Origin of the sequence: Rhizobium sp. ERR 942 (assembly GCF_007828395.1) — a bacterium.
Classification (GTDB): Bacteria; Pseudomonadota; Alphaproteobacteria; order Rhizobiales; family Rhizobiaceae; genus Rhizobium; species Rhizobium dioscoreae.
The window spans coordinates 538017-564020 of the sequence record NZ_VIUA01000006.1; the positions used below are offsets into that span (position 1 = coordinate 538017).

The 26004-nt window shown below is 60.9% G+C and carries 20 protein-coding genes and 1 riboswitch; of the genes, 10 read left to right on the forward strand and 10 right to left on the reverse strand.

Annotated features, from left to right (window positions below):
- Window positions 1-56 precede the first annotated feature (56 nt).
- Window positions 57-3032: a DNA translocase FtsK gene (locus tag FBZ97_RS25900; protein WP_145322696.1), complete on the forward strand. Its 2976-nt coding sequence runs from the start codon at window positions 57-59 to the stop codon at window positions 3030-3032.
- A gap of 326 nt (window positions 3033-3358) precedes the next feature.
- Here FBZ97_RS25900 and FBZ97_RS25905 read toward each other — a convergent pair whose 3' ends face one another.
- Entirely contained in the window at window positions 3359-3910 is a 552-nt protein-coding gene (locus tag FBZ97_RS25905) for an MOSC domain-containing protein (RefSeq protein ID WP_145322698.1), read from the reverse strand.
- Window positions 3911-3982: 72 nt separating this feature from the next.
- Between FBZ97_RS25905 and phnF the strand changes: the two genes are divergently transcribed.
- Window positions 3983-4717, forward strand: coding sequence for a phosphonate metabolism transcriptional regulator PhnF (gene phnF / locus FBZ97_RS25910; RefSeq protein WP_145322700.1), 735 nt, complete (start codon window positions 3983-3985; stop codon window positions 4715-4717).
- Window positions 4718-4720: 3 nt separating this feature from the next.
- Here the strand turns inward: phnF and FBZ97_RS25915 are convergent, their stop codons facing one another.
- From FBZ97_RS25915 to FBZ97_RS25925, 3 genes are read right to left on the reverse strand one after another with little or no spacing between them, the layout of a single operon-like run.
- Window positions 4721-6151 (reverse strand): FAD-binding oxidoreductase, encoded by a 1431-nt coding sequence (locus FBZ97_RS25915; protein WP_145322702.1) that lies wholly within the window; start codon window positions 6149-6151, stop codon window positions 4721-4723.
- A gap of 33 nt (window positions 6152-6184) precedes the next feature.
- A complete protein-coding gene (locus FBZ97_RS25920; protein WP_145322704.1) occupies window positions 6185-7159 on the reverse strand; it encodes an L-threonylcarbamoyladenylate synthase in 975 nt (324 codons plus the stop codon).
- Between the two features lie 59 nt (window positions 7160-7218).
- Window positions 7219-7836, reverse strand: a complete 618-nt coding sequence (locus tag FBZ97_RS25925; protein ID WP_069613716.1) for a DUF6656 family protein — start codon at window positions 7834-7836, stop codon at window positions 7219-7221.
- 349 nt (window positions 7837-8185) lie between these two features.
- Window positions 8186-8390: riboswitch (cobalamin riboswitch) on the forward strand.
- A gap of 95 nt (window positions 8391-8485) precedes the next feature.
- On the opposite strand from FBZ97_RS25925, the gene FBZ97_RS25930 reads away from it, so the two are divergent.
- Entirely contained in the window at window positions 8486-9730 is a 1245-nt protein-coding gene (locus FBZ97_RS25930) for an aromatic ring-hydroxylating dioxygenase subunit alpha (RefSeq protein WP_145322706.1), read from the forward strand.
- Between the two features lie 2 nt (window positions 9731-9732).
- Window positions 9733-10821 (forward strand): hybrid-cluster NAD(P)-dependent oxidoreductase, encoded by a 1089-nt coding sequence (locus FBZ97_RS25935; protein WP_145322708.1) that lies wholly within the window; start codon window positions 9733-9735, stop codon window positions 10819-10821.
- A gap of 94 nt (window positions 10822-10915) precedes the next feature.
- Here the strand turns inward: FBZ97_RS25935 and FBZ97_RS25940 are convergent, their stop codons facing one another.
- Entirely contained in the window at window positions 10916-11926 is a 1011-nt protein-coding gene (locus tag FBZ97_RS25940; protein ID WP_145322710.1) for a GH25 family lysozyme, read from the reverse strand.
- A gap of 246 nt (window positions 11927-12172) precedes the next feature.
- Between FBZ97_RS25940 and FBZ97_RS25945 the strand changes: the two genes are divergently transcribed.
- Window positions 12173-12640 carry a BA14K family protein gene (locus FBZ97_RS25945; RefSeq protein WP_145322712.1) on the forward strand — a complete coding sequence of 156 codons (468 nt, stop codon included), beginning with the start codon at window positions 12173-12175 and terminating at the stop codon, window positions 12638-12640.
- Between the two features lie 70 nt (window positions 12641-12710).
- Here FBZ97_RS25945 and FBZ97_RS25950 read toward each other — a convergent pair whose 3' ends face one another.
- Window positions 12711-13712: a transporter gene (locus FBZ97_RS25950; RefSeq protein WP_113330486.1), complete on the reverse strand. Its 1002-nt coding sequence runs from the start codon at window positions 13710-13712 to the stop codon at window positions 12711-12713.
- A 289-nt stretch (window positions 13713-14001) separates the two neighbouring features.
- Here FBZ97_RS25950 and FBZ97_RS25955 point away from each other — a divergent pair, with 289 nt between their 5' ends.
- Both FBZ97_RS25955 and FBZ97_RS25960 read left to right on the forward strand, forming a co-directional pair.
- Window positions 14002-15780, forward strand: a complete 1779-nt coding sequence (locus FBZ97_RS25955) for an acyl-CoA dehydrogenase (RefSeq protein ID WP_145322714.1) — start codon at window positions 14002-14004, stop codon at window positions 15778-15780.
- A 9-nt stretch (window positions 15781-15789) separates the two neighbouring features.
- Window positions 15790-16542 (forward strand): crotonase/enoyl-CoA hydratase family protein, encoded by a 753-nt coding sequence (locus FBZ97_RS25960; RefSeq protein WP_145322716.1) that lies wholly within the window; start codon window positions 15790-15792, stop codon window positions 16540-16542.
- Window positions 16543-16932: 390 nt separating this feature from the next.
- Here FBZ97_RS25960 and FBZ97_RS25965 read toward each other — a convergent pair whose 3' ends face one another.
- On the reverse strand, window positions 16933-18183 hold the full coding sequence (locus tag FBZ97_RS25965; RefSeq protein ID WP_145322718.1) for a class I SAM-dependent RNA methyltransferase: 1251 nt from the start codon (window positions 18181-18183) through the stop codon (window positions 16933-16935).
- Window positions 18180-18920 carry a TlyA family RNA methyltransferase gene (locus tag FBZ97_RS25970; protein ID WP_145322720.1) on the reverse strand — a complete coding sequence of 247 codons (741 nt, stop codon included), beginning with the start codon at window positions 18918-18920 and terminating at the stop codon, window positions 18180-18182. The genes FBZ97_RS25965 and FBZ97_RS25970 overlap by 4 nt, the downstream gene beginning before the upstream one ends.
- Before the next feature lie 112 nt (window positions 18921-19032).
- Here FBZ97_RS25970 and FBZ97_RS25975 point away from each other — a divergent pair, with 112 nt between their 5' ends.
- Together FBZ97_RS25975 and FBZ97_RS25980 are read left to right on the forward strand one after the other, a co-directional pair.
- Window positions 19033-20040 carry a DUF4424 domain-containing protein gene (locus FBZ97_RS25975; RefSeq protein WP_145322722.1) on the forward strand — a complete coding sequence of 336 codons (1008 nt, stop codon included), beginning with the start codon at window positions 19033-19035 and terminating at the stop codon, window positions 20038-20040.
- A gap of 224 nt (window positions 20041-20264) precedes the next feature.
- Window positions 20265-22247: a methyl-accepting chemotaxis protein gene (locus FBZ97_RS25980; RefSeq protein ID WP_145322724.1), complete on the forward strand. Its 1983-nt coding sequence runs from the start codon at window positions 20265-20267 to the stop codon at window positions 22245-22247.
- Between the two features lie 72 nt (window positions 22248-22319).
- Here FBZ97_RS25980 and dxs read toward each other — a convergent pair whose 3' ends face one another.
- Window positions 22320-24236: a 1-deoxy-D-xylulose-5-phosphate synthase gene (gene dxs / locus FBZ97_RS25985; protein ID WP_113353892.1), complete on the reverse strand. Its 1917-nt coding sequence runs from the start codon at window positions 24234-24236 to the stop codon at window positions 22320-22322.
- Between the two features lie 125 nt (window positions 24237-24361).
- Window positions 24362-25285: a pirin family protein gene (locus tag FBZ97_RS25990; RefSeq protein WP_145322726.1), complete on the reverse strand. Its 924-nt coding sequence runs from the start codon at window positions 25283-25285 to the stop codon at window positions 24362-24364.
- Window positions 25286-25435: 150 nt separating this feature from the next.
- Between FBZ97_RS25990 and FBZ97_RS25995 the strand changes: the two genes are divergently transcribed.
- A complete protein-coding gene (locus FBZ97_RS25995) occupies window positions 25436-25969 on the forward strand; it encodes a hypothetical protein (RefSeq protein ID WP_113353893.1) in 534 nt (177 codons plus the stop codon).
- Window positions 25970-26004: the final 35 nt, after the last annotated feature.

The following is a 26004-nucleotide window of genomic DNA, read 5'->3' on the forward strand; positions in this document are numbered from 1 at the left end:
TGCCCTATTCGATTTGAGAAGCCAACGGCAATATCAATGACTGGGTTGCAGGTCTCATGCGTCTTTCCCGAACGACACTTTCCAATGCCTCGCAAGGCGTCCAGCCGGAGGGGGATCTCGACCCGGAGCAGGCGGCCGAAGAGGCCCGCCGGGCCGAGCAGATTGCTGCTCGCCGCGCGTTTCTGGAAGAGAAGATTCGCAATGCCCGCGAAGCTAAGCGCAAGGCCGAAGAGCAGCGCCAAGCCGAGGAAAAGCGCCTTGCCGACGAGGTGAGGAAGCGCACCGCAGCTGCGCCACCGCCCGTTGTAGAGGCGTTGCAGGCCGCTGCGGTTACGAGCGAACAGGAAATGCCGGTTCTGCCGCAGGGGATCTCTGCGGAAGATCTCGCGTCTCCAGGTTGGCAGAATGCCTTCCTGATGGGGCCGAACGTGCGCTTTACCCGCACGCGTGAAAACGAAATCATCAGCCGCCGTCCGCCTGCCGAGCCGAAGCCCGAGATCCGGCCGCAGGCTTCCGCGCATGCAGCGATGCGGGTGATGGAGCCGCCTGTTGTGGCCGAAGTACCTGCTGCAGCCATTGTCGTCCCGCCCGTGCGGCAGGACGAGTTCCATCTGCCACCGCTCGAAGACATGCCGCTGGTGGTGGAAGGCTATATTCCGACAGTAATTCAGAATTCCCCGGCAACCGAGCCGGACGCATTGGAGATGACCGTTATCGCTACCGCATTCTCGAAAGCTCCCGCGATCGCGCTGGATGCTTCCCCTGTACAGTCAAGTGTTCCCGAGTCCGTAGCCGCGCCTGTGGTCGAGTCGCGTCTTGCCCATCTTTCCGATTTCGCTTTCTGGGACGCGATGCCGTTCGACGGCGAGTTCGTTTCTGCCCTCAGGGGTGAGCCGAAGCAGCCCGCGCCGTCCAAGCCGGAAGTCGATGCCGAATCGATCATCGCAAAGTTCCGCGTCGTCGAGTGCCGCCGTCCGGCCGCCGCCGTCGAGCGGCAGCCCGTTGCCGCGCAGCCTCCGGCAGTAGAGCTCGCAGCACCAGTCGAAACTGTTCCCAGCCAGCCGGCGGCAGATCTGAGCACGCCGGCCATGGACGAGCTCGCAGCGCTGGAAGCGGCCGTTCTGGCTCCGGCCATCGAAGTTGTGCCGGTCGCTGAGGAAGCGCCGCAGCCGGAGCCGCAGCCTGTCGTTGAGGCCTCAGCCGAGACATTCGTACCGCCTGCCTTTGTCACCGCCGTTTATGGCGCTGAAACCGCTCCGGCTGTCGAAACTCGCCCCGCTCCGGTCATGGTCGTGGCACCGATGCCGGCGAAAGTCGCCGCTCCGGCGGCTGCTGAACCCGTCGTCAAGGCTGCATCCACCATTCCAGCAGTTGAGGCCGCTGCTCAGCGCCTGATCGACGCGCCGCCTTCGCCGATCTCGCCGCGCCGTCCCGTCTCCCTGACGCCGCCCGAATGGCGCCCGATCGCCCGCACCGCCGATGGAGAATACGAGCTGCCGCCGCGTGAATTGCTGCAGGAGCCCGTCGCCCGTTCCGGCGTGATCATGACGCAGGAAACGCTTGAGCAGAATGCCGGCCTGCTGGAGAGCGTGCTCGAGGATTTTGGCGTCAAGGGCGAGATCATCCATGTCCGCCCCGGCCCGGTTGTCACCCTTTATGAATTCGAGCCGGCGCCCGGCGTCAAATCCTCGCGCGTCATCAACCTCGCAGACGATATCGCCCGTTCGATGTCGGCCCTCTCGGCTCGCGTTGCTGTCGTTCCGGGCCGCAACGTCATTGGCATCGAACTGCCGAACGTCAACCGCGAGACGGTTTATTTCCGCGAGATGATCGATTCGCCCGATTTCGAGAAGAGCGGCTACAAGCTGGCGCTCGGCCTCGGCAAGACGATCGGCGGCGAGCCTGTTATCGCAGAACTCGCGAAGATGCCGCATCTGCTCGTGGCCGGCACCACCGGCTCGGGCAAGTCCGTCGCCATCAACACCATGATCCTGTCGCTGCTCTATCGCATGACCCCGGAACAGTGCCGCCTGATCATGGTCGATCCGAAGATGCTGGAACTCTCGGTCTATGACGGCATCCCGCACCTCCTGACCCCTGTCGTGACCGATCCCAAGAAGGCCGTCATGGCGCTGAAATGGGCGGTGCGCGAAATGGAGGATCGCTATAAGAAGATGTCGCGCCTCGGCGTACGCAATATCGACGGCTACAACAGCCGCGTTGCCTCCGCCAAGGAAAAGGGTGAGACGATCCACGTCATGGTTCAGACTGGCTTCGACAAGGGCACTGGTGCCCCGATCGAAGAGCAACAGGAAATGGACCTGACGCCGATGCCCTATATTGTCGTCATCGTCGACGAAATGGCCGATCTGATGATGGTTGCCGGCAAGGAGATCGAAGGTGCGATCCAGCGCCTGGCGCAGATGGCGCGTGCCGCAGGTATCCATCTGATCATGGCGACGCAGCGTCCGTCCGTCGACGTCATCACCGGCACGATCAAGGCGAACTTCCCGACGCGTATCTCCTTCCAGGTGACGTCGAAGATCGACAGCCGCACCATTCTCGGTGAGCAGGGGGCGGAACAGCTCCTCGGCCAGGGTGACATGCTGCACATGGCCGGCGGCGGCCGCATCTCCCGCGTCCACGGCCCCTTCGTCTCCGACGAGGAAGTCGAGAAGGTCGTGGCACATCTGAAGCTGCAGGGCCGTCCGGAATATCTCGATACGGTGACCGCTGACGAGGATGAGGAAGACGAGGAAGAAGACACAGCCGTCTTCGACAAGGGCGCGATTGCCTCGGAAGACGGCGACGATCTCTACGAGCAGGCGATCAAGGTGGTCATGCGCGACAAGAAGTGCTCGACCTCTTACATCCAGCGCCGCCTCGGCATCGGCTACAACCGCGCGGCATCGCTGGTCGAGCGCATGGAAAAGGACGGCCTGGTCGGCCCCGCCAACCACGTCGGCAAGCGCGAGATCATCTCGGGCAACCGCAATGGCGGCGGCAATTCGGGCCAGGACGATTTCGATTGATCCAGCGGGGGGTGACGCTGGCCGCGGTCGCCGCGGACAGTGCGCACCCCCCTCTGTCACTTCGTGACATCTCCCCCACAAGGGGGGAGATTGTGGGGAGTATGACGCCCGCCCTTAGTTAAAACAAAAACTTCGATTTCAATAAATGCGATGCTTACTTGGGGCAACTACGCGCCGCAGGTTAACGATCTCCCCCCTTGTGGGGGAGATGTCCCGAAAGGGACAGAGGGGGGTATCAGAGGCTCAGCATATTCAGAGCTGGCTTCTCCCATAAGGTCGTCCCCGCCGTAGGCATGCCTGCCTGACCATGACGCTGTTATCTTTGATCAAACCCGCTCAAGCTTCGCATGCGGCAGCGGCGGCAACTCGATACGTATTGCATCATCGCGCTGCACACGGCCGCCCTGCACGACGATGCCCATGATGCCCGCCTTGCGGATCAGCCCACCATCGGCATCCTTGTCGAGCACGGCATGCAGCAGGCCTTTCTGAAAATTGTCGATCTGCTTACAGGGATTGCGCAAGCCCGTCACCTCGACGATCGCTTCAGCGCCGATATGCAGGCGCGTGCCTTGCGGCAGAGAAAGCAGATCGATCCCTCGGGTGGCAATATTCTCGCCCATGTCACCCGGCGAAACGGAAAAACCCTTTTCAGTGAGCTCGTCGAACAACTCTTCCTGAATGAGGTGCACCTGGCGCAGATTCGGCTGGGTCGGATCGACCGCAACACGAGAGCGGTGTTTCACCGTCACCCCCATATGCGCATCGCCTTCGACGCCGAGCCCCGTTAGCAGCTGAATGTAATCCTTGGTCTGCTTGCTGAACGCGTGAACGCCACTGCTGCTGACTGACGTCACATATATGCGCTTGTCGCCCATGCCGAACCCTTCCATAAACAATCTGGATCTTTATAAATTGGTATATACCAATTTCAAGGCGACACTATTGTGATGGAAGAGAAAAATCGACAGGACAAAGGCGTAAGGGCTGCGGGCGGCTGGGCGGCCGTTGCCGCGAAGCTGAGAAATGCAATCGATACGGGCACGCATGCGCCCGGCAGCCGGCTGCCGGGCGAGCGCGCTTTGTCCGAACAATTCGGTGTCTCCCGGGTGACGATACGGCGCGCGATCGCAGAGCTGGAAGGGGAGGGCTTGTTGCGCGTGGCGCGCGGCAGCGGCGCCTATGTCCGTGCCGATATGCCCGTTCGTTTCCAGTTGGGCGACAAGGTACGGTTCACCAAGGATCTGACCGCGACGGATGCGAACCTCACGCGCAAGGTTGTCTCGGCCAGGGAAGTTCCGGCAACTGCCGATATCGCCACGCGGCTCAATCTTCAGCCGGGCGAGGCGGTGCTGGAAATGTGCCTGGTAGCCTATGCCGATGCGCTTCCCGTCTCTGTCGTGATGCGCAGCTGCTCGGCCAAGCGCTTCCCCGGTTTGGCAGAGAAATTCACCGTAATGGGCTCATTCACGGCGGCGCTGAAGGATTATGGCGTGGCCGACTATTGGCGACGCTCCACCGACATCACCGCGCGCATGCCGACTGAAGCGGAAGCCCGCCTGCTGCAGCAATCGCGCCTCGCGCCAGTGCTTGCCTATGCCGGCGAAGACATCGATGCCGATGGCAACGTGATTTCCTACCAGATCGGCTGCTTTGCTTCGGAGCGGGTCGTTGTGACGGTTTGAGCCTCAGACCTTGAGGACCTTGCCCGGATTCATGATGCCTGCCGGGTCGAAGGCTGTCTTGATCCGGCGCATCAGGTCCATTTCGATCTCCGAGCGGATGGAAGCAAGCTCGTCGCGCTTCAGCTGGCCGATGCCGTGCTCGGCCGAGATCGAGCCGCCATGCTGCAGCACCAGACCATGCACGATCTTGTTCATCTCGCGCCACCGGCCGATGAACTCCGCCTTGTCGGCGCCGACGGGCTGCGAGATGTTGTAGTGAATATTGCCGTCGCCCATATGGCCGAAGGCGCAGACACGCGCGCCCGGCATGGCGGCGACAACGGCCTTTTCGGCTTCCGCCATGAATTGCGGGATTTGCGCGACTGGCACGGAAACATCGTGCTTGATCGAGCCGCCTTCCGGCTTCTGTGCGTCCGACATGCTCTCACGCATATGCCAGATGGCCTGCTGCTGCGCTTCCGAGCTGGCAATGGTCGCATCCTGGATCAGGCCGGCCTCATAGCCCTGTTCGAGCAGCGCCGACATCATCCGCTCGGCCGTTTCGGCCGAATCCGAGGTGGAAATATCGATCAGGACATACCAGGGATGGGCTGTGTCGAGCGGGTCGCGCACGCCCGGAATATGCCGCGTGGTGAACTCGACGCCGATGCGCGGCATCAGCTCGAAACCAGTCAGTGCCGTGCCGCAGAGGCTGGAGGCATTCTTGAATAAAGTCAGCGCGTCATCGACCGATTGCAGGCCGGCAAAGGCCACCTGATGGCCAAGCGGCTGCGGGAAAAGCTTCAGCACCGCGCCGGTGATGACGCCGAGCGTGCCTTCCGCGCCGATAAAGAGGTCTCGGAGGTCGTAGCCGGTATTGTCCTTCTTTAGACGGCGCAGGCCGTTCCAGATCTCGCCCGTGGGCAGCACGACTTCGAGGCCGAGGCAAAGCTGGCGCATGTTGCCATAGGCGAGAACGGCGGTACCCCCGGCATTGGTGGAAAGATTGCCGGCGACACGGCAGGAGCCCTCGGAACCAAGCGAAAGCGGAAACATGCGGCCATGCTCGGCCGCAGCCTTGTGAACATCGGCGAGAATACAGCCACCGTCGACGATCATGGTGTTGCCGACCGGATCGATATCGCGGATGCGGTTCATGCGCTCCAGCGAAAGGATGATGTCGGAACCACCCTCGCGCGGCGTTTGCCCGCCGACAAGGCCGGTATTGCCGGTCTGGGGAACGATGGCCGCGCCGGTCTCGCTGGCAAGCTTGAGGATGGCCGAAACCTCTTCTACCGAGCCGGGCTTAAGCAGCATGGGCGAGGTGCCGTGATAGAGCCCGCGGTTTTCCACCAGATGCGGTGCAAGTTCCGCTGGGTCCCGTATGGCATGCTTTTCGCCGACGATGGCGGCGAAGCGATCGAGAAGGTCGGAAGAGGGGGCGGAGCTGCTCATGGCGTGTCCTTTGCCTGATGACGTCGGGCTGATTTACTCTCTGGGCGCGGCGGCGCGGCGCAGCCGGTCGTTGATGGCCTCGCCGAGGCCCTCGTCGGGAATATGCGAAAAGGCGATCGTTGTCGCGCCTGTGGCATCGGCACGCTTCATGAAGTCAAAGAGGTTTGCTGCGGCTTCGGCGAGATCGCCGCTGGCGCTCAGATCCAGCACGGCAATAGCCTTTTCGATGCCGGGAATATCTGGTGTTCCAAAGCGGATCAGCGCTTCGTTCGCGGAAACCTCAGTCGCGTCGAGGCGCACGGCTGCGCCCGGTGCATAATGCGAAGCCATCATCCCCGGAGCCTCGATGGCAGCCGAGGCTTTCTTCTTGCGCTTCAGCGCCTTGCCGGCCACTCGTTCGATCTCGCTTGCCGCCAGCCCGCCGGGCCGCAGCAGACGTATCTCGCCATCCTCGACCTTGACGATGGTCGATTCCACGCCGACGACCGAGGCCCCGGCATCGAGGATGAGCGTAATCCGCTCCCCAAGGTCGTCATCGACATGATCGGCGCTTGTGGCGCTGATCTTGCCCGAAGTATTGGCACTCGGCGCGGCAAGCGGACGGCCGAAGGCGCGGATCAGATCGCCGGCAAAGCCTTGCGGCACGCGGATGCCGACCGTGTCGAGCCCGGCAGTCGCCAGCGGATGGATGCCGCTGTCGGGTCTCAGCGGTAGCACCAGCGTCAGCGGGCCGGGCCAGAAAGCTTCCGCCAATTTACGGGAGGTAGGATCGAAGACCGCATAGCGTTCGGCCATGGCGAGATCGCTCATATGGCAGATCAGTGGATTGAAGCGCGGACGGCCCTTCGTCTCATAGATCCGGGTAATGGCGGCTGGATTGGTGGCATCGGCGGCAAGGCCGTAGACCGTCTCCGTCGGCAGCCCGATCGGCAGACCCTCGGCAAGCGTTGCCGTCGCCACTTCTATTGCCGTTTGCGGATGTTCGAGAATGTCTATGTGTCGTGCCATGGCCTGCCTGCTTGCAGTTCAGGCCGTTTCTTATGCCCTTCGAGTTTTCGGATCAATCGTCAAAGCTGGCGAATGATGTCGCGAAGCTGTTCGTTGCGGGCGCCGAGCAGAAGAACGTTGCGGATGGCGATCTGCGGATCGTGAGTGTGGAACAGGACGCCATTGCCTCTGACGTCGCGATTGATCGTCAGCTTCTTGTCTTCCGTGTCCTTGTCCGGGTGGATGGCGACGGCGAAATACATCCGCGAATATTTGAGGCTGATGTCTTCGAAGAAGTTCTCTTCCTGGCCGATGCGGGCAAAGAAATTGGCGATATAGAAGGCCCAGTTCACGTCCTCGTAATGCGCGAATTGCGTCCGCGCAGCGGTGACGTGGCAATAGCCGAGATGCGGCGTGTCCTTCAGCGTGTGATGAAAGATGAGCTTCGGAAAGCGGATGGACTTGTGGAAGCTGTTGAGCCGGTCATGGGTTTTTTCGCCGGCATCCCTGAGCTTCTGTGCCGTGCGCACAGCCACCTGCTCATGGGTAAGATATTCCCGCTCTTCCGCCAGCCAATGTGGCCTGTTGCGGTTGATGCGGCCGGTGCGCAGGAATTCGCTGTAGCCCGTCGTCGATACCGGTGGCGCCGGTTCGGGCTCGGCGGGCTTCCCAGCGTCGAAATATCTGAGTTTGGCCATGCCGGATCTCGCTATAAAACTCTTTGGAGAACATGATGGATTACGGAGCTTGAGCCGAGCTTGATCGCGCCTGAGCCAAGACTACCGCTACCGACTCTGCAGGCGCTCTCCGCCGCCCACTTATTCTCCTGATTAGCGGCCGCTCGCGGGCTTGTCGCAATCAGAATAAAGCGTCATTGGCAGAATGCAAATGCGATGCTCGGGCCACCTCTCGCGCGGGCGACTAAATGATTGAATCACCTCTCAATATTCTCACAGCCTGCAACCGTCTTATCGTCCGGTTTTGCCTGTCGTCAAATTCGAAGCCGATGTCGCATTGCAGCGCAGCGGCCGAGGAGACCGAGAGCTATGATGATATCAATCTCAAGGTGCCGTCTGCTAGGGAGACGGAGAATTGGGAAGCCGGTCAAAATCCGGCGCTGCCCCCGCAACGGTGGTGGAGTGAGGCATGGCGGATAAAGCCACTGGACCGATCGGTCTGGGAAGGTGCCATGGGGCTCTGGAAACAGGGCCGCTCCAGAGCCCGGAAACCAGCCTTGGGCACATAGGTTTACTGACCGCGGCGGGTGGTCGGGACATTGCTTTTGGCCGCTCCCAATCGGCCGTGCATGTCCTTTGCCCGCCTCCTGGTACTGCTAAGGATAGGCAAATGGACATCGGCAGCAAAGTTCTGCGGCAACTGAAGAACCACCGGACGGGTTTCAGCCTTGAGCAACCCTTCTACACCGATCCGGATTACTTCAAGCTCGATATGGAGACGATCTACTATCGCGACTGGCTGTTTATCGGCCATGATTGCGAAGTGCCGCGCGCGGGCAACTATTTCACTGTCCAGATCGGCGATTATCCCGTCGTCATCGTCCGCGGCCGCGATCAGGTCATCCGCGCCTTCCACAATAGCTGTCGCCATCGCGGCTCACGCGTCTGCACGACGGAGCGCGGCTCCTCGGCAAAGCTCGTCTGCCCCTATCACCAGTGGACCTACGAACTTGACGGCTCGCTGCTCTTTGCCCGCCAGATGGCGGAGGATTTCGACAAGAGCCAGTATTCGCTGAAGCCGGTTCACTGCGAAAGCGTCGGCGGCTACATCTTCATCTGCCTCGCGCAGAACGCTCCCGATTTCGCCCCGGTTCGGGCGACGATCGAGCCCTACATGGCGCCGCATCGCATCAGCGAAGCCAAGGTCGCCTTCCAAAGCACCATTATCGAAAAGGGCAACTGGAAGCTCGTCTGGGAAAACAACCGCGAATGCTATCATTGCGCGGCCAATCACCCGGAACTTTGCCGCACCTTCCCGGAAGCTCCGACTGTCACCGGCGTGCAGGGCGCGATGAATGACCCCGTTATCGCTGAACACTGGCAGCGCTGCGAAGCCGCGGGCCTGCCGAGCGAGTTCAAGATCTCGCCGGATGGGCAGTTCCGCGCCGCGCGCATGCCGCTGATCGAAGGGGCCGAGAGCTACACCATGTCCGGCCAGAATGCCGTCAGGCGGCCGCTTTCATCTGACGTGACGATCAACGGCATCGGCACCATGCTGCTGTTCCACTACCCGACGACGTGGAACCACATGCTCGGCGACCACGCGATTTCCTTCCGTGTCCTGCCGATCAGCGCCGAGGAAACGGCCGTCACCACGAAGTGGCTCGTCCATAAGGATGCCGTCGAAGGTGTCGACTACAATCTGGAAGAGCTGACCCACGTCTGGACCGAAACCAACGATCAGGACCGCCGCATCGTCGAGGAAAACGCCTTCGGCATCCGCTCGCCGGCCTATGAGCCCGGTCCCTATTCGGAGGTCCATGAAGGGGGAGTCATGCAGTTCGTCGAATGGTACACGACGTTCATGATCAACCGGCTGCAGGGCGACCAGGCCAAGCTGTCTGCGGTTGCCTGAGTATGAACATGACCGTCTCCTACCCGCATCGACACCTCGACCAGATGCAGCCCTGGAACGACAGGCAGCATGTGCTCGAATGCCTCTCGGTCACGCCCGAAGCGCCCGACGTGATGACCTTCACGTTCCGCTCGGACAAGGACAACTGGTTCCGCTATCTGCCGGGACAGTTCGTGACGCTGGAGCTGCCGACGGCTCCGGAGTCGGTCATGCGCACCTATACGCTGTCGTCGACGCCGTCGCGGCCCTTCTCGGTCGCCGTGACGGTGAAGGCGCAGAAGGACAGCATCGGCACGCGCTGGATGTTCGAGAACCTGAAGCCCGGCATGCGCATCAAGGCTTTCGGCCCGCTCGGCGATTTCAGCCATATCCGCCATCCCGGCGAGAAATATCTCTTCGTCTCGGCCGGCTCCGGGATCACGCCGATGATGTCGATGACGCGGTATATGTCCGATATCGCACCATTGTCTGATATTACCTTTGTCAACTGTTCGCGCAGCCCGACGGATATCATCTTCCGCTCCGAACTCGAATATCTCGCCCGCTTCATGCCGAGCCTCAACCTCGGCTTCATCGTCGAGGGCTGCGGCCGCACCGATCTCTGGTCGGGTTTGAAGGGCCGCATCGACAAGGCGAAGATCGGTCTGCTGGCGCCGGATTTCATGGACCGGACGATCTTCTGCTGCGGCCCGGAAGTCTTCATGGACGCCGTGCGCTCCATGCTCGAAGCCCATGGCTTCGACATGTCGCGCTACCATCAGGAAAGCTTCCAGCCGGCCAATGCGGCGACACCGCTCGCAGAAGTTTCCGATGATGCATCGGGCGAGGCGGCGACCACGATCCGTTTCACCATGGCGGGCAAGGATGTGGCCTGCGCAGCGGGGCAAACCGTGCTTCAGGCGGCCCGTGGCGCCGGCGTGCGCATCGGTGCCGCCTGCGAATCCGGTCTTTGCGGGACATGCCGGGTCATGAAGCTCTCCGGCGAAGTCGAGATGAGCCACAATGGCGGCATCCTCGATGACGAGATCGACGAGGGCTATATCCTCGCCTGCTGTTCGCGTCCGAAGACGGATGTGCAGATCGAGGCGTAGAGCATTTCCAGGTGCGCAGCGGTTTTCCGTCCGGAATGCGTAAACAAACAAGAAGATAGAGCGTTTTCGCGATTTGAGGAAAAGCGAAGATACTCTAGAAATCCTGGTAATTCAGCTCGTTGATCTCGGCCGGCTTCGATTGCGGGGTCGAGGCAGTGACGACTGGGTCGACGTCGGCCATGAGCGAAACGAGCGTCTGCCGCGGCCCGCTGCACATCTGCGCGAGCGCGATCGTCACGTCCGGCGCGGGCAGGGGTTTGGCCGGCAGGAGATCACCCTGCGGCCAGATCTTGGCAAGCTGAATCTTCGTCATCGGCACGACATTGACGTCGATATCGGTGAGCGTGCCCGGCACGCGATAGGGGCAGCTTTTCTCCGAGCAATTGTCTGAAGAAGCGAACTGCCAGATGGCATAATTGTCCCAGTTGCCGAGTGGAAAAGTGCCTTTGACATCAGGCTTGTAGCGCGCATACCACAAGGGCAGCCGCGACAGCAGCGGATAGGTGCCGCGATGGTCGGCTATGTATCGCGCCGTGTTGTGATTGACGTAGAGAATGGGGTAGCGCCCCGTCCTGACCTTGATGTGGGCGACGTAGATCTGCGCGTCATCCAGCGACATGAACCGCGTCGCGTCCATGCCGTCGATATCGAGCACCATCAATTCATCGGGCTGAGGATTGGCGTAGTCGAGAAAATGATTGGCCTGATCGATCGGATTGCCCGGGCGCCCCAGATGATAGGCGCCCCATAACAGGCCATTCGTCTTTGCCAGCATGCGGCGGGTTTGAAACAGTTCGCGGCTAACTGCGTATTTTCGCCACATCGTCCTGCAATGGGCCACCGTATCGCCGCCATGGTCGCCTGTGCAACTGAAGCTTTCAGGAAGTCCGTCGGACGCCTTGGAGATGAAGCCGGCTATCCGTTTGTCCTGCAGAAACGCGTTCCAGTCGATGGTGTTCAGCTCGTAAGCATCGACAATCAGGGCGTTTTTTGGATCGTCCCAGGGCTGGCTTTCGCCGGCCGAAGGCTTGGAGACCGGCCCCATCAGGGCCAGGATCGTCAGGAAGCAGTAAATGAGGAGGTTACTCTTTCGGTATCCTTTCATGAAATAATAGTAAGGATTGCTGGTTAATCTTGGGTTAAGAAAGCAATCACTATAAGTTCATCGTGGAGCCCCTCGTAACTCCTTAAATCGGTAGGGATTTGAGGAACTAAATAACGCGCTGCCGCGTTTCTTGCCGTCTATTCGGATATGCGACGAAGCAGGCGGCGAAACCTTGCTCGGGAAGCATTCCCGACATGAAACGCTACAGGCTTGAGTATCAAGTCAAACCAGGGAATGGAGATGAAAATGCTTGGTTTCCGTGCAAAAATCGCGACAGTCACCTTAACGGCTGCCGTCGCCCTGACGAGCTTCACACCGTCTTTTGCCATGCAGATGCCGGCCGCACCGATCGTAAAACAGTCCGCGCCCACCCAGGCCGCGCCTGGTAATGTCGAACAGGTGCAGTGGCGCCATGGCGGCTACTACCGCCGCGGCTGGTATGGCGGCTATCGTGGTTATCGAGGGTATCGTCATGGCTATCGCTATCATGACGGCTATTGGTTCCCGCTGGCTGCCTTCGGCGCAGGCGCGCTGATCGGCGGCGCGATCGCCAGCCAGCCGCGTTACTATGAGCCGGCTCCGGCTCCGTCCGCGGGTATCAACCCGCGCCATGTCGCCTGGTGCGAGTCACGCTATCGCTCCTATCGCGCCTACGACAATACCTTCCAGCCGAATTCCGGCCCGCGCCGTCAGTGCTATTCGCCGTATTTCTAAGCAGCGTTTCCAGAACGACCAATGCCAGCCGTCCGGTTTTTCGCCGGGCGGCTTTTTGCATGATTCGACGTCAGAGAATATTGACCCGCTTGAGTAGCCACCATGCCAGCAGCATGGAGGCGATGATGAAGCCAACCGCATATCCGGTGCCACTTGCACCGCTCGCCAGCGGCAACCCTGATGTGTTCATCCCGAAGAATCCGGTCACCAGCGTCGGCGGCAGCAGAAACGCGGTCATGATCGACAGGATGTAGAGATGCCGATTGATCTCGGAGGCAAGCTTCGAATCGATCTCTTCGTGCAGCAGCCTCGCCCGTTCCTGCAGTGCATAGACGTCGTGCTCGACCGCTTCGAGGCGTCCCGTCAGCCGGCCGGCGACATCCTCGAAGCCGAGCGGCATTTCCTCGTCGTCGGAGGCAGCGGCGTGGCGCATCAACGAGAGAACGGTCCGCAGATGGCGATGCAGGCGCACGATCGTCCTGCGGATGGGCGGCAGCTTGGCACGCTCGTCGCGCGACGTATTGCCGTGGACGAAATCCTCGATGCCATTCAGCTCTTCGCTGATTTCGATAACGACGGAGATCAGGGTTCGTTGGAACTCGACGACGATCAGCTCGAAAATATCAACGGGATTGGAAAATCGTGCGGCGTTTTTTTCGATCAGCACCCGGGTCCTGTCCAGGCTGCGCAGCGGCTGCAGCCGGGTTGTTATCAGCAGGCGATCGGTCAGTGCGAAATGCAGCCAGCCGATGTCGTGGGTGTTGTGGGCAAAGTCGCGCTGGAAGTCGACCAATGTGCCGAAAAGCATCTGTTCGTCGACCGTAATCGTTGCATGTGTCTCATGCGTGGTCAGCGCTATGCGGGCGGCTTCGTTCAGCCCCGGCGCATCCTCGAGGAAGGCCGGCACCCGGGCATCCACGAGATTGAGATGCAGCCAGAGAAAGCCGTCGTCGCCGAACAGCCTCGAACGATCGGTATCGTCAGGTAGGCGCTCCGGCTTGGTTTCGCCGGGACGGAGACGGTATGCCCAGATAAAGCCTGGTATGGTGTTGGCTGACGTGAGCGTGTTCATGGGGGCATCATTCGCATTGTCTGAACAGTTGCCTTAGTCTTCGTTCATGACGATTGTTTATGCAAGTCGCTGCTTTGGCGGAATAATCGCGGATATAGGCGGCGATGTCACGGCCGCTCGGCACGCGTAAGACACACGTCACGTTCGGGTTCGCGAGATGATGGAAATCGATGCTTCCTGCAATTTGAGAAAATTGACGTTTACGTAAAAATAAACTAGCTATAACCACAAATGGCCGATGGTCCGGGTGAGGCGGGTCATTGTCAGTACCCGTTCGGAGGAAATCATCATGTACAAGGCGCCTGTCGAAGAAATCGCGTTCACGCTGAAACATGTCGCCGGCATGGAGCGTGCCATGGAAGAGGGCGTTCTCGGCGATCTCAGCACCGATCTTGTCGATGCCATCCTGTCGGAAGCCGGGCGTTTTGCCGGCGACGAGGTGGAGCCGCTTGCCGAGAATGGCGACATGCAAGGCGCAAGGCTGGCGGATGGCAAGGTGGTTCTTCCCGATGGCTGGGAGAAGCTCTACCGCGACTGGATCGCTGGCGGCTGGAATGGCCTGACCGCGCCCGAGGAGTTCGGTGGGCAGGGTCTGCCGCACATGCTGAACATCGCGACGCTGGAAATGTGGAATTCCGCCTCGATGGCCTTCGGCCTCGCGCCGACGCTGACCATGGGAGCGGTCGAAGCGCTGCGGGCTCACGGCAGCGAAGACCTCAAGAAGACATATCTGGCAAAGCTCGTCTCGGGCGAGTGGACGGGGACCATGAACCTGACGGAGCCGCATGCGGGTTCCGATGTCGGCGCTCTGCGCTCCCGCGCCGAACGCCGCGATGACGGCACCTATCGCATCTTCGGCCAGAAGATTTTCATCACCTGGGGCGATCACGAAGCGACCGAGAACATCATCCATCTCGTTCTCGCCCGCCTTCCGGATGCGCCGGCCGGCACGCGCGGCATTTCGCTGTTTCTCGTGCCGAAATTCCTTGTGAATGAGGATGGTTCGCTCGGCGCCCGCAACGATCTTTTCGTGCATTCGCTGGAACATAAGCTCGGCATTCATGGTTCACCGACCTGCACGATGATCTATGGCGATGGCAAATATGGTGCGGAAAAGGGCGCCGTCGGCTGGCTGGTGGGCGAGGAGAACAAGGGCCTCGCCTGCATGTTCACGATGATGAACAATGCCAGATTGGCTGTCGGCATTCAGGGCGTGGCGATTGCGGAAGCGGCAACCCAGAAGGCCATCGCCTATAGCCGGGAGCGCACCCAGGGCCGCGCGCCGGGCACGGCCGTATCGGGCATGAGCCCCATCATCGAGCATCCCGATGTCGCGCGTATGCTGCTGACGATGAAAGCCCTGACTCAAGGGGGGCGCGCGATCTGCTACGCCTGTGCACAGGCGATCGACATGTCGCATCGCGATCCCGAGAGGGCGAAATATTGGCAGGAGCGTGCAGCATTGCTGACGCCGATCGCCAAATCCTTTTCCACCGATGCCGGCGTCGATGCCGCATCGCTTGGCATACAGGTTCATGGCGGCATGGGCTTCATCGAGGAGACGGGGGCAGCACGCCTGCTGCGCGATGTGCGCATCGCACCGATCTACGAGGGCACCAACGGCATCCAGGCGATCGATCTGGTGACGCGCAAGCTGACAATCGGCAATGGCGATCATGTGCGCGGCGTCATTGCCGAACTGCGTGAGATTGCCGATAGTGTCGCGAAATCCAATCTCGAAGGCTTCGGTGAAACGGCGCCGCGGCTGCAGGCAGCCATTGCCGATCTCGAAAAGACGAGCGAATGGCTCCTGTCGAAACAGGCAGAAGGCGCCGTTGCCGAAGCTCTGGCGGGCGCCACGCCTTACCAGCGGCTTTTCGGCCTGGTGCTGACCGGCTCGTATCTGGCCAAGGGTGGCCTTGCCGATGCAGGCGACGGCGAAGGCGCCAAGCGCATCGCACTCTGCCGGTTCGCTGCCGAAAATCTTCTGGCCGAGACCGCCGCTCTCTCTGATCGGGTCATCGCCGGCGCATCCAGCCTCGAAGCCGCCCGCGCTGCACTAGCCTAAGGAAAAGCCATGACCGACCACATCCTGATCGAACGCCCCGAGACTGCGCCGCAGGTCCAGATCATCCGCTTCAACCGGCCGGAAAAGAAGAATGCCATCACGCGCGCCATGTATCAGACCATGACCGATGCGCTCAAGGCAGCGGAAGCTACGCCGGACATCCGCGTCCACGTCTTTCTTGGCACGGAAGGCTGTTTTTCCGCCGGCAACGATCTGGCGGATTTCCTTGCCTTCGCCATGAGCGGCAATATGGGGCGCGAAGTCATTGATTTTCTCGTTGCACTGGCGAGCACAAAGAAGCCCGTCGTCTCTGGTGTCGATGGTCTGGCGATCGGCATTGGCACCACGATCCACCTTCATTGCGATTTGACGGTCGCTTCCGACCGCAGCCTGTTCAAGACACCCTTCGTCGATCTTGCGCTGGTTCCGGAAGCGGCTTCAAGCCTGCTTGCTCCGCGCGTGATGGGACATCAGCGTGCCTTCGCCCTGCTTGCTCTCGGCGAAGGATTCTCCGCTGCCGAAGCGAAGGAGGCGGGCCTGATCTGGAAGGTGGCGTCACCGGAAACGGTGGAGACGGAAACGCTGTCGCTGGCTGCAAAACTCGCCGCCAAGCCGCCCGAGGCTCTGCGGATTGCGCGTGACTTGATGCGAGGCCCAACCGATGCCGTCCTCGACCGCATCCAGGAGGAAGCCGAACATTTCGCCGCCCAGCTGAAAAGCGCCGAGGCCCGCGCGGCTTTCGAAGCCTTCATGAAGCGGTGAAGCTCACCCGCCCTCGCAGGGCTATCGTATATGAGCGGAGATCGCCGCCGTCCCCTTCTCCCCAGCGGGGAGAAGGTGCCGCCAGGCGGATGAGGGGGTGCCCGCCAAGACCACAAAAATCCATGAATTCAAATCGATAACCCCCTCATCCGACCCTTCGGGCCACCTTCTCCCCAAGGGGAGAAGGAGCTTATGGTGCTCGTCCACCTCCATATGCGATAGCCCTGCCCGCCCTCGTGCTTCGAGACGGCCTTCGGGCCTCCTCAGCATGAAGGCTAATCTCTGGCGCATCTCGATCGTGAGCGACTCCGCCCTCATGGTGAGGTGCGAAGCCCAGAGGGCGTAGCCTCGAACCAGGAGGGTCGGCCACCAAACTTCTCGCGAAGAGAGCTACTTCTCCAGCGCCGCAACCACCTCGACATGCGAGGTCCACAGGAACTGGTCGATCGGCGTCACCCGCGCAATGCGGTAGCCGCCCTCGACCAGGATAGCGAGATCGCGGGCGAGGGTCAGCGGGTTGCAGGAGACGGCGACGATCTTCTTGACCTGGGAGCGCGCCAGTTCCTTGCTCTGGAATTCCGCGCCGGCGCGCGGCGGGTCGAAGACGACGGCATCGTAGACCTTCAATTCCTGCGCCATCAAGGGCCGGCGGAAGAGATCGCGGCGTTCCACGGTGACTGGCTTCAGTCCCTGCGTGTTGCGGGCAGCATGATCCAAAGCGGCAAGCGGCTTGGCCTCACCTTCGACCGCATGCACCCGCCCGATCCGTGCCAGGCGAAGCGAGAAGGTGCCGCTGCCGGCGAAGAGATCGGCGATACGCTTGGCCTTGCCGACATGGGTTGCAACCAGCTCCGCCATGGCGTCCTCGGCCTGCTTGGTCGCCTGCGTGAAGGCACCCGGCGGCGGCGCAACCTGAACGCCGCCGAAATCGATGATGGGCTTTACCGGCTCCACCAGGATCTCGCCGTTCAGCGAGACGCGGGCGATGCCGCGAAGCGACAGCACCGTTTCGATCGTGCTGCGGCGCTGCTTATCCGAAAGGGATTTGATGCCGTCGACGGCGAGATCGAGGCCCGTCTGCGTCTCCAATACGGAGATGCGGAAGGCTTCGGCATTGATGGCGATTGCCGCTGCAATCGTCTTGATGGCGGGCAGCCTGGCCATGATGCCGGCCGAGGCGATGGGACATTCCTCGATGGCGACGATGTGGTGGCTTTCGGCCTGATTGAAGCCGATCAGCATATCCTTTTCAGTCTTGCGCGCGGCGAAGACGACCCTGCGGCGCTCGCCCGGATGCGCGGCGACGATATCGTCCACTTCGGGCGTCAGGCCTTTGGAGCGAAGTGCGTCGACAACCAGCTGGCGCTTGAAGGCGCGATAGGGCGCATCGGCATAATGTTGCAGGGTACATCCGCCGCAGGCGCCGTTGACGCCATGTGGGCCGAAATGCCGACAGTGCGGCTCCTGGCGATCCGGCGAGGCCGTCGTAATCGACATCAAGGTGCCTTGGCTTTTCACGCGCGCGATGGCGACGTTTTCGCCTGGCAGCGTGAAGGGCACGTAGATCGGGCCATCGGTGCCCTGCGCGATGCCGTCGCCCTGGGCGCCGAGCTTCTGAATGGTAACGGTTTCGGTGCTCATGGTTTGATCCCTGCGAGAAGAAATTCCTGATTGCCGTCGCCGCCAGCGATCGGCGAGGCGATGAGGCCGAGGCTTTGCCAACCCATGTCTTCGGTGAACCAGCGCTCGAGTTCGGCGGCCACAGCCGGAGCGGAGGAGGGGTCCTTCAAAAGCCCGGCCTTGCCGATCGCATCGCGGCCCGCCTCGAATTGCGGTTTTACGAGCAACGCAGCTCGCGCGCTCGGTTCGGCAAGCGCAAGGGCCGGTGCAAGAGCCAGCTTCAGCGAAATGAAGGAGACATCGGAAACGACGAAGGTGAAAGGTTCGCCGATATCTTCCGCCGTCAGGTTGCGCGCGTTCAGCCCCTCGATATTGGTCACGCGTGGATCGTCCGCTATGCGCGGATGCATCTGGTCGTGGCCGACATCGATTGCCGTGACATGGGTAGCGCCGCGCTGAAGCAGCACTTCGGTAAAGCCGCCTGTCGATGCGCCGACATCGAGACAATGTTGTCCCTTCGGATCGAGACCGAAATGATCGAGCGCCGCCACCAGCTTCAAGGCCGCGCGGGAAACATAATCCTGCGCCGGATCGTCGATACTGATCTTGGCATTTTCGGAAAAAAGTGCTCCCGGCTTCGTCACGATCTTGCCGTTCACGGTGACCGTACCGCGCTGGATCGCATCGCGAGCGCGCGAGCGGCTGGCGAAGAGCGAAAGGGTGACAAGAAGCTGATCGAGGCGTTGCGGTTCGGACATGGGCTGTCCATGCCGGGCAATGCATTATGTTGCAAGCCTTTTATGCTGTAATCGGCGTTGACGTCGGATAGCGGCCAGCCATAATCGCCGCGATCAATGGGCGAGGGGCATCATGTGGAAGATTGGTGGCTATGCTGCGCTGATGGCGATGTCAGCGGCTCCGGCTATGGCAAACGACACGATGGCCGAGCTGAAGACGGGCGGTCTCGCCTATGTCCGCACCGGCGATATCAGCATGGATCAGGAAAAGCTGTTCATTTCCCCAGAACAGGTCCGTGTCGATTACGTATTTGAAAACACGTCCGACAAGGACGTCGAAAGCGTCGTCGCCTTTCCAATGCCCGATATCAAGGGCGACATCGACAGCATGGTTGATGCCGGAAATGTCGATTCCGACAATTTCCTCGGCTTCACCGTCACACAGGACGGCAAGGCCATCACGCCGATCCTGCAGCAGCGCGTATCGGTTGCCGGAGTCGACATGACCGACGAACTGAAGGCTCACGGCGTGCCGCTGCTGCCGCTCAGCAAGGCGGCGACGGATGCTGTCGCCAAGCTGCCCGTCGATGTGCTCGAGGATTGGACAGCCCGCGGACTGATCGCCGATGATGAATACGACGCCGACGGCCAGGGCATGAAACATCATCCGACGCCGATGTGGACGCTGCACACGACCTATTGGTGGCGCACCAAGTTTCCGGCCAAGGCCAGGATCGCCGTGGAGCATCGCTACAAGCCGAGCGTCGGCGGAACCGTCGCCATCACCTTTGCCGGCGACGAAGATTACCAGAAGCAGCAGCTGCAGAACTATCGCGCTAAATATTGCCTCGATGAGGCCTTTCTGAAGACGGCCGTCAAGCTTGCCACAGCGGCCGATAAGGGTGGTCGCGGCTATACCGAAAGCTGGATCTCCTATGTGCTGACGACAGGTGTCAACTGGTCCGGCCCGATCAAGCATTTCGAGCTGACGGTCGATAAGGGCAGTCCCGAGAACTACATCAGCTTTTGCGGTACGAATGTGAAGAAGATCGGCGCGACGACGTTCCAGATGATAGCGCAGGATTTTTACCCGGAGCACGATCTGGAAATCCTGATCCTGGCTGCGGCAGCGGTGAACTAGCGCTGAGCTGAGCAGTCCGCGCAAATTAAATAAATTTAAAGCCGAAACCTCTACTCATGCCGAGGATTGCGGTGATCCGCTTCCAGATCACCGCCTGCCATGAAGGCTTCACGCGTTTGCGTCCCAATCATGCCCTCCCTGAATTCTTCGAGCATCGGCCGTACTCCCTCCCAATGACGGCCGGAGGATGCTCGCCAGGACCGGCGCTCAGGAGGCGCTCGCTCATGTTTGCGAAAAAACTCTCTTTGAATGGCAAGCTTGCCATTACATTTACGGCCCTGATCGCCATTTTTGCCTGTGTTTCCGCTTTCGTCTATGCAAAGCAGGACGTCTCGGCCGGAGCCGCCGACGAGCAGGCAAAATCGCAGCAGCTCGTCAGCCTGATCGATGATTCGCTGCAGGCCATGCTGGAACAGGCCGTCAACCTGCGCGGCTTCCTGCTTCTGCGCAGCGACAGCACCTATGGCGATATCTTCAACAATCGCGAGCGGATGCTGAAGAGCATCGCAGCCGCCAAGGAGGCGGCCGCCGGTTCTCCGGATCTGCTGCAGGCGATCGACAACATGCAGAAAGCTGCTGATCTCTATTTCCATCAGCTCGCGGAGCCACAGGCCAGGGCGCGCAAGGAAACCGAGATGCCGCTCGATCAGATCGTCAAGATCGGCCAGAACGAAACCAAGGGTCAGCTTGACGGCTTCCGTGAAGCTGCCGCCAAGATCAAGAAGGCCGCACGCGCCAGGGCGAGCGACCTGGCAGCCATGCAGGACGATGCCAATGGCGATCTTCGCCTGACCCTCATTCTTGGCAGTATCTTCGCCTCGCTAGCCGCCGCTGTGCTTGCCTGGCTGCTCTCGCGCATTATCGTGCGCCCGATCGTCGGCATGACGGCGGCCATGGGCCGTCTGGCAAACGGCGAGCACGATATCGAAGTCCCGGCGGTCGGCCGCGGCGACGAAATCGGCCGCATGGCGGATGCCGTCCTCGTCTTCAAGGAGGCCGGCATCGAGAAGCTGCGTCTTGCCGGCGAGACCGAGCGCATGCGTGACGATGCCGAACGTCAGCGCCTGATGAATGACGAGCAGAAGGCGCGTGAAGAAGGCGAAATCCGTTTCGCCATGGAAGCGCTCGCCGGCGGCCTCTCGGCTCTATCGTCGGGTAATGTCGCAACCCGTCTTCACAACAGCTTTGCACCGCAATTCGACAGCGTTCGCGCTGATTTCAACAATGCAGTCGAGAAACTGGAGGCCGCCCTGCAGTCTGTCGGCTCCAATGCCCGCGCCATCAATGCAGGTGCTGACGAAATTCGTGCCGCCGCCGATGATCTGGCGCATCGCACCGAGCAGCAGGCTGCCGCCGTTGAAGAGACGGCCGCAGCGCTGGAGCAGGTCACGACCACGGTGCGCGATTCCGCCAAGCGTGCGGAAGATGTCGGCCATCTCGTCGAGCGCGCCCGCCAGGGTGCTGAACGGTCGGGCGAAGTGGTTCGCAAAGCCGTCGCGGCCATGCAGCAGATCGAAAAGTCCTCGGGCGAGATTAGTAACATCATCAGCGTCATCGACGACATCGCGTTCCAGACCAATCTTCTGGCGTTGAACGCCGGCGTCGAGGCAGCTCGTGCGGGGGATGCCGGCAAGGGCTTTGCGGTCGTTGCCCAGGAAGTGCGCGAGCTTGCCCAGCGCTCCGCCAACGCCGCCAAGGAGATCAAGTCCCTCATCACGACGTCGAGCGATCAGGTCAACACTGGTGTGTCGCTAGTCGGCGAGACCGGCAAGGCGCTGGAATTGATCGTATCCGAAGTGCAAGAGATCAACCGCCATGTCGGCGCGATCGTGACGGCGACCCGCGAGCAGTCGACCGGCTTGCAGGAGATCAACACGGCCGTCAACAATATGGACCAGGGCACCCAGAAGAATGCCGCGATGGTCGAAGAGCAGACGGCGGCAAGCCACGCGCTCGCCCGCGAAGCAGCTGCACTCAACGAGCTGCTGCAGCAATTCCGTCTCGGCAATTCCGTGCAGGCTGCACCTGCTCGGGTAATGCCCGCCCGGCCCATATCGGCAACGCCGGCACGGCCAGTCGCGGCAACGGCGCATTCGAAGCCGGCCATGTCTCCGGCCCGCGCTCTCGGGCGTACGGTCGCCAAGGCCTTTGCCGGTAAGGCAACGGCTTCCGCCGCCGCACCCCAGGACGATTGGGAAGAATTCTGATTAAGCAACCCTCCCTTTGATGGCAGAGCTATCGCCCGTATGCGATAGCCCAGCCCACAAGGGGAGGTAAAGCTATCCAGCAGCTTCGACGATGCGGCCGTGGCCGAGCGTGCGGAAGACCGTTTGCACGATGCCGGCACGGTCGAGACCGGCCCGGGCATTCATGGCTTCGGGCTTTGCCTGTTCCATCCAGATATCGGGCATGACGAGCGAACGGATTTTCAGGCCGTTGTCCAGCAGGCCCTCATTGGCAAGGAACTGCATGACCTGGCTGCCGAAGCCGCCGACCGAACCTTCCTCAATGGTGATCAGCATCTCGTGATGGGCGGCAAGCTGACGGATGAGGTCGTGATCGAGCGGCTTGGCGAAGCGCGCGTCCGCAACTGTCGTCGAAAGACCGGCGGCATCGAGATCCTCGGCGGCTGCGAGACTATCGGCGAGACGCGTGCCGAAGGAGAGTAGGGCGACCTTCGTGCCCTGCTTGATGACGCGACCCTTGCCGATTTCGAGGATCTGGCCGCGTTCCGGCAGATCGACGCCGACGCCTTCACCGCGCGGATAGCGGAAGGAGATCGGACCGAGATCATAGGCGGCAGCGGTGCGCACCATGTGCTTCAGCTCCGCCTCGTCTGCCGCGGCCATGACGACGAAGCCCGGCAGAGTCGCGAGGAAAGCGGTGTCGAAGGAGCCCGCATGCGTCGGGCCATCGGCACCGACGAAGCCGGCGCGGTCGATCGGGAAACGGACCGGCAGCCCTTGAATGGCCACATCATGCACCACCTGGTCATAGGCGCGCTGCAGGAAGGTGGAATAAAGGGCGGCGAAGGGCTTATAACCTTCTGCAGCGAGGCCGGCGGCGAAAGTCACGGCATGCTGCTCGGCAATTCCGACATCGAAACAGCGCTTCGGGAAGAACTCCTGCAGCTTGTCGAGGCCGGTGCCGTTCGGCATGGCGGCGGTGATACCGACGATTTTGTCGTCGAGCGTCGCTTCCTGCACCAAAGCGTCTGCAAAGACGCTTGTGTAGCTCGGCGCATTCGGCTTCACTTTCGTCTGAGCGCCGGTGATGACGTCGAACTTGTTGACGCCATGATATTTGTCGGCAGCCGCTTCGGCTGGGGGATAGCCCTTGCCCTTCTGCGTCACGACATGGATCAGCACCGGTCCCTGTGCATTGTCGCGCACATTGCGCAGCACGGGCAGCAGATGTTCGAAGGAATGGCCGTCGATCGGACCGATATGGTAGAAGCCCATCTCCTCGAACATGGTGCCGCCGGTTACATAGCCCCGTGCGTGTTCGACTGCCCGCGTGATGGCGCGGTCGACCTTCTTGCCGAGATAAGCGGTCAGTTTCTTTCCAAAATCCCGGAAGCCCATATAGGTGCGGCCGGAGGCGAGGCGGGCGAGATAGGCGCTCATCGCTCCCGTCGGCGGGGCAATCGACATGTCATTATCGTTGAGAATGACGATCAGCCGGGCATCGAGCGCGCCGGCATTGTTCAGCGCCTCATAAGCCATGCCGGCTGACATGGCACCGTCGCCGATGACGGCGATCACCCGGCGGTCGCTGTTTTCGAGCTCGGCGGCAACAGCCATGCCGAGGCCGGCGGAAATGGAAGTCGAGGAATGCGCTGCGCCGAAAGGATCGTACTCGCTTTCGGCCCGGCGCGTGAAGCCGGAAAGACCGTTTTCCTGGCGCAGCGTGCGAATGCGGTCGCGACGCCCAGTCAGGATCTTGTGCGGATAACACTGATGCCCGACATCGAAGATCAAACGATCGTTCGGCGTATCGAAGACGCTGTGGATGGCAATGGTCAATTCGACCACGCCGAGGCCGGCACCAAGATGTCCGCCGGTGCGCGAAACCGCATCGATCATCTCGTCGCGGACTTCGCGGGCGAGCTGCGGCAGTTCCCGGTCCTCCAGCTTTCGCAGGTCGGAGGGATATTGGACCCGGTCGAGCAGGGGCGTCTCTGGCATTTGTGTCAAGGCTGATGCCTCTTTCTTGCTATTCTTGGGCGGTTGTCCGCCTTTACGTCAAAACAGATTGCGACAAAAGACGCCGAATTCAAGGTGCTCCCGAACAAGAAACATGTGGGAGTGTTATGAACCCGTTAGCCCTCCGGCAGGGGAATGAACTCTTCCTCGTCGCCCGGCACGATATCGAAGCGGCCCGTGCGCCATTCTTCCTTGGCTTTTTCGATACGCTCCTTCGAGGACGAGACGAAATTCCACCAGATATAGCGCTTCGAATTGAGCGCTGCACCGCCAAAAAGCATGAGATGACAGCCTTTTTCGCCGGCCTCCAGCGTTATCGCGTCGCCCGGGCGGAAGACCAGAAGCTGATCCTGTTCGAAACGGTCGCCGGCGACGACGAGCGAACCGGAGAGAATATAGACTGCCCGTTCCTCATGCGCTGCCCCAAAAGGAAACGTCGTGTTCGGCTGCAGCTGAAGATCGACATAGAGAGTGTCCGAGAAGGATTTCACCGGCGATTTCAGGCCCTCGAAATTACCGATCACCACGCGCCCGCTCACGCCGCCATCGGCGATGACAGGCAGCTCGTCCTTTTCCGTGTGGGTGAAGGAGGGATCGATCTCCTCCTTGTCGTCGGGCAGCGCCAGCCATGTCTGCAGGCCGGACATGGAAAATGGATGGTCGCGCAGGTTCTCCGGCGTGCGCTCGGAATGCACGATGCCGCGCCCGGCCGTCATCAGGTTGATGTCGCCGGGACGGATCACCTTGGCCGTGCCGAGGCTGTCCATATGGCGGATCTCGCCGTCGAAGAGGTAGGTGACGGTGGAAAGGCCAATATGCGGATGTGGGCGCACATCGAGCGCCTGGCCCGGCCGTAAAATCGCAGGTCCCATGCGGTCGAAGAAGATGAACGGTCCCACCAGCCGGCGCCGGCTGCTCGGAAGCGCGCGCCGCACGGAGAAGCCGCCGAGGTCGCTGGTGCGCGGGATAATCAGATTCTCGATCGCATCGCAGGCGAAGGCGTCACCCGCCTGCGGATCGTTTCCTGGGAAGAAGGACATGAAGGCTCTCCTTTCGGTCGGGGCTCAACCTAGCGGGAAAGGTTGGGAAACTCAAATTCCGCTGTCCAGGCGTTTATAAGGATTGTTTCAAAGGGTTGTTTAACATTGCGCGCTATGTGAACAGCGGGGTAATTTTGGAGACGAATAAGCATGGACATGCGCGGAAGCAAAGTACTGTTTGCCTTTCTCTTGGGAGGAATGCTGGCCGCATGCACCACGACGGGTGACCGGCCTGAGCAGCAGTTTGCTAAAAAAGCTGCCGATCCGACGGCAATTGAACCTGCGGTTGCTGCGTTTCGAGATATTTGCTTTGCTTCTAGCGCGCCCTATACGCAGGCTCGGGCGGCTGCAGCCCGCTATGGGGTTAAGTCGTTTCAAACCAAGCAAGGTTCGAGTTTGATTTCTGGCAAGTATACATATTTCGAGGGGGCAACGGACGATCGATCGCTGATTGTTATCATCAATCCAGACGGACTATGTGATACGAAGTATCGCCGTCATCCAGGGATGGCAGACGATGAGACGATCGAACGCCAATTCGCAGACGTCATCAAAACAAAATATCCGGATGCGTTCAAAATTGGCGATAGAGGCAGAGAGTATCACGTATCCATAAACGGAAAGCGGACCAGCTTCGGGTTTTCGCTCAACCACGATGGTTACATACAGTTCATGTCGCCTTGACGAAATCGTTCATCCGCATCAAAGCGCCTGCGCGA

Excerpts from the sequence above, each read along its gene's own strand:
- FBZ97_RS25900 (WP_145322696.1), top strand. The coding sequence starts at position 57 with ATGCGTCTTTCCCGAACGACACTTTCCAATGCCTCGCAAGGCGTCCAG.
- FBZ97_RS25905 (WP_145322698.1), bottom strand. The coding sequence starts at position 3,910 with ATGGGCGACAAGCGCATATATGTGACGTCAGTCAGCAGCAGTGGCGTT.
- phnF (WP_145322700.1), top strand. The coding sequence starts at position 3,983 with ATGGAAGAGAAAAATCGACAGGACAAAGGCGTAAGGGCTGCGGGCGGC.
- FBZ97_RS25915 (WP_145322702.1), bottom strand. The coding sequence starts at position 6,151 with ATGAGCAGCTCCGCCCCCTCTTCCGACCTTCTCGATCGCTTCGCCGCC.
- FBZ97_RS25920 (WP_145322704.1), bottom strand. The coding sequence starts at position 7,159 with ATGGCACGACACATAGACATTCTCGAACATCCGCAAACGGCAATAGAA.
- FBZ97_RS25925 (WP_069613716.1), bottom strand. The coding sequence starts at position 7,836 with ATGGCCAAACTCAGATATTTCGACGCTGGGAAGCCCGCCGAGCCCGAA.
- FBZ97_RS25930 (WP_145322706.1), top strand. The coding sequence starts at position 8,486 with ATGGACATCGGCAGCAAAGTTCTGCGGCAACTGAAGAACCACCGGACG.
- FBZ97_RS25935 (WP_145322708.1), top strand. The coding sequence starts at position 9,733 with ATGAACATGACCGTCTCCTACCCGCATCGACACCTCGACCAGATGCAG.
- FBZ97_RS25940 (WP_145322710.1), bottom strand. The coding sequence starts at position 11,926 with ATGAAAGGATACCGAAAGAGTAACCTCCTCATTTACTGCTTCCTGACG.
- FBZ97_RS25945 (WP_145322712.1), top strand. The coding sequence starts at position 12,173 with ATGCTTGGTTTCCGTGCAAAAATCGCGACAGTCACCTTAACGGCTGCC.
- FBZ97_RS25950 (WP_113330486.1), bottom strand. The coding sequence starts at position 13,712 with ATGAACACGCTCACGTCAGCCAACACCATACCAGGCTTTATCTGGGCA.
- FBZ97_RS25955 (WP_145322714.1), top strand. The coding sequence starts at position 14,002 with ATGTACAAGGCGCCTGTCGAAGAAATCGCGTTCACGCTGAAACATGTC.
- FBZ97_RS25960 (WP_145322716.1), top strand. The coding sequence starts at position 15,790 with ATGACCGACCACATCCTGATCGAACGCCCCGAGACTGCGCCGCAGGTC.
- FBZ97_RS25965 (WP_145322718.1), bottom strand. The coding sequence starts at position 18,183 with ATGAGCACCGAAACCGTTACCATTCAGAAGCTCGGCGCCCAGGGCGAC.
- FBZ97_RS25970 (WP_145322720.1), bottom strand. The coding sequence starts at position 18,920 with ATGTCCGAACCGCAACGCCTCGATCAGCTTCTTGTCACCCTTTCGCTC.
- FBZ97_RS25975 (WP_145322722.1), top strand. The coding sequence starts at position 19,033 with ATGTGGAAGATTGGTGGCTATGCTGCGCTGATGGCGATGTCAGCGGCT.
- FBZ97_RS25980 (WP_145322724.1), top strand. The coding sequence starts at position 20,265 with ATGTTTGCGAAAAAACTCTCTTTGAATGGCAAGCTTGCCATTACATTT.
- FBZ97_RS25990 (WP_145322726.1), bottom strand. The coding sequence starts at position 25,285 with ATGTCCTTCTTCCCAGGAAACGATCCGCAGGCGGGTGACGCCTTCGCC.
- FBZ97_RS25995 (WP_113353893.1), top strand. The coding sequence starts at position 25,436 with ATGGACATGCGCGGAAGCAAAGTACTGTTTGCCTTTCTCTTGGGAGGA.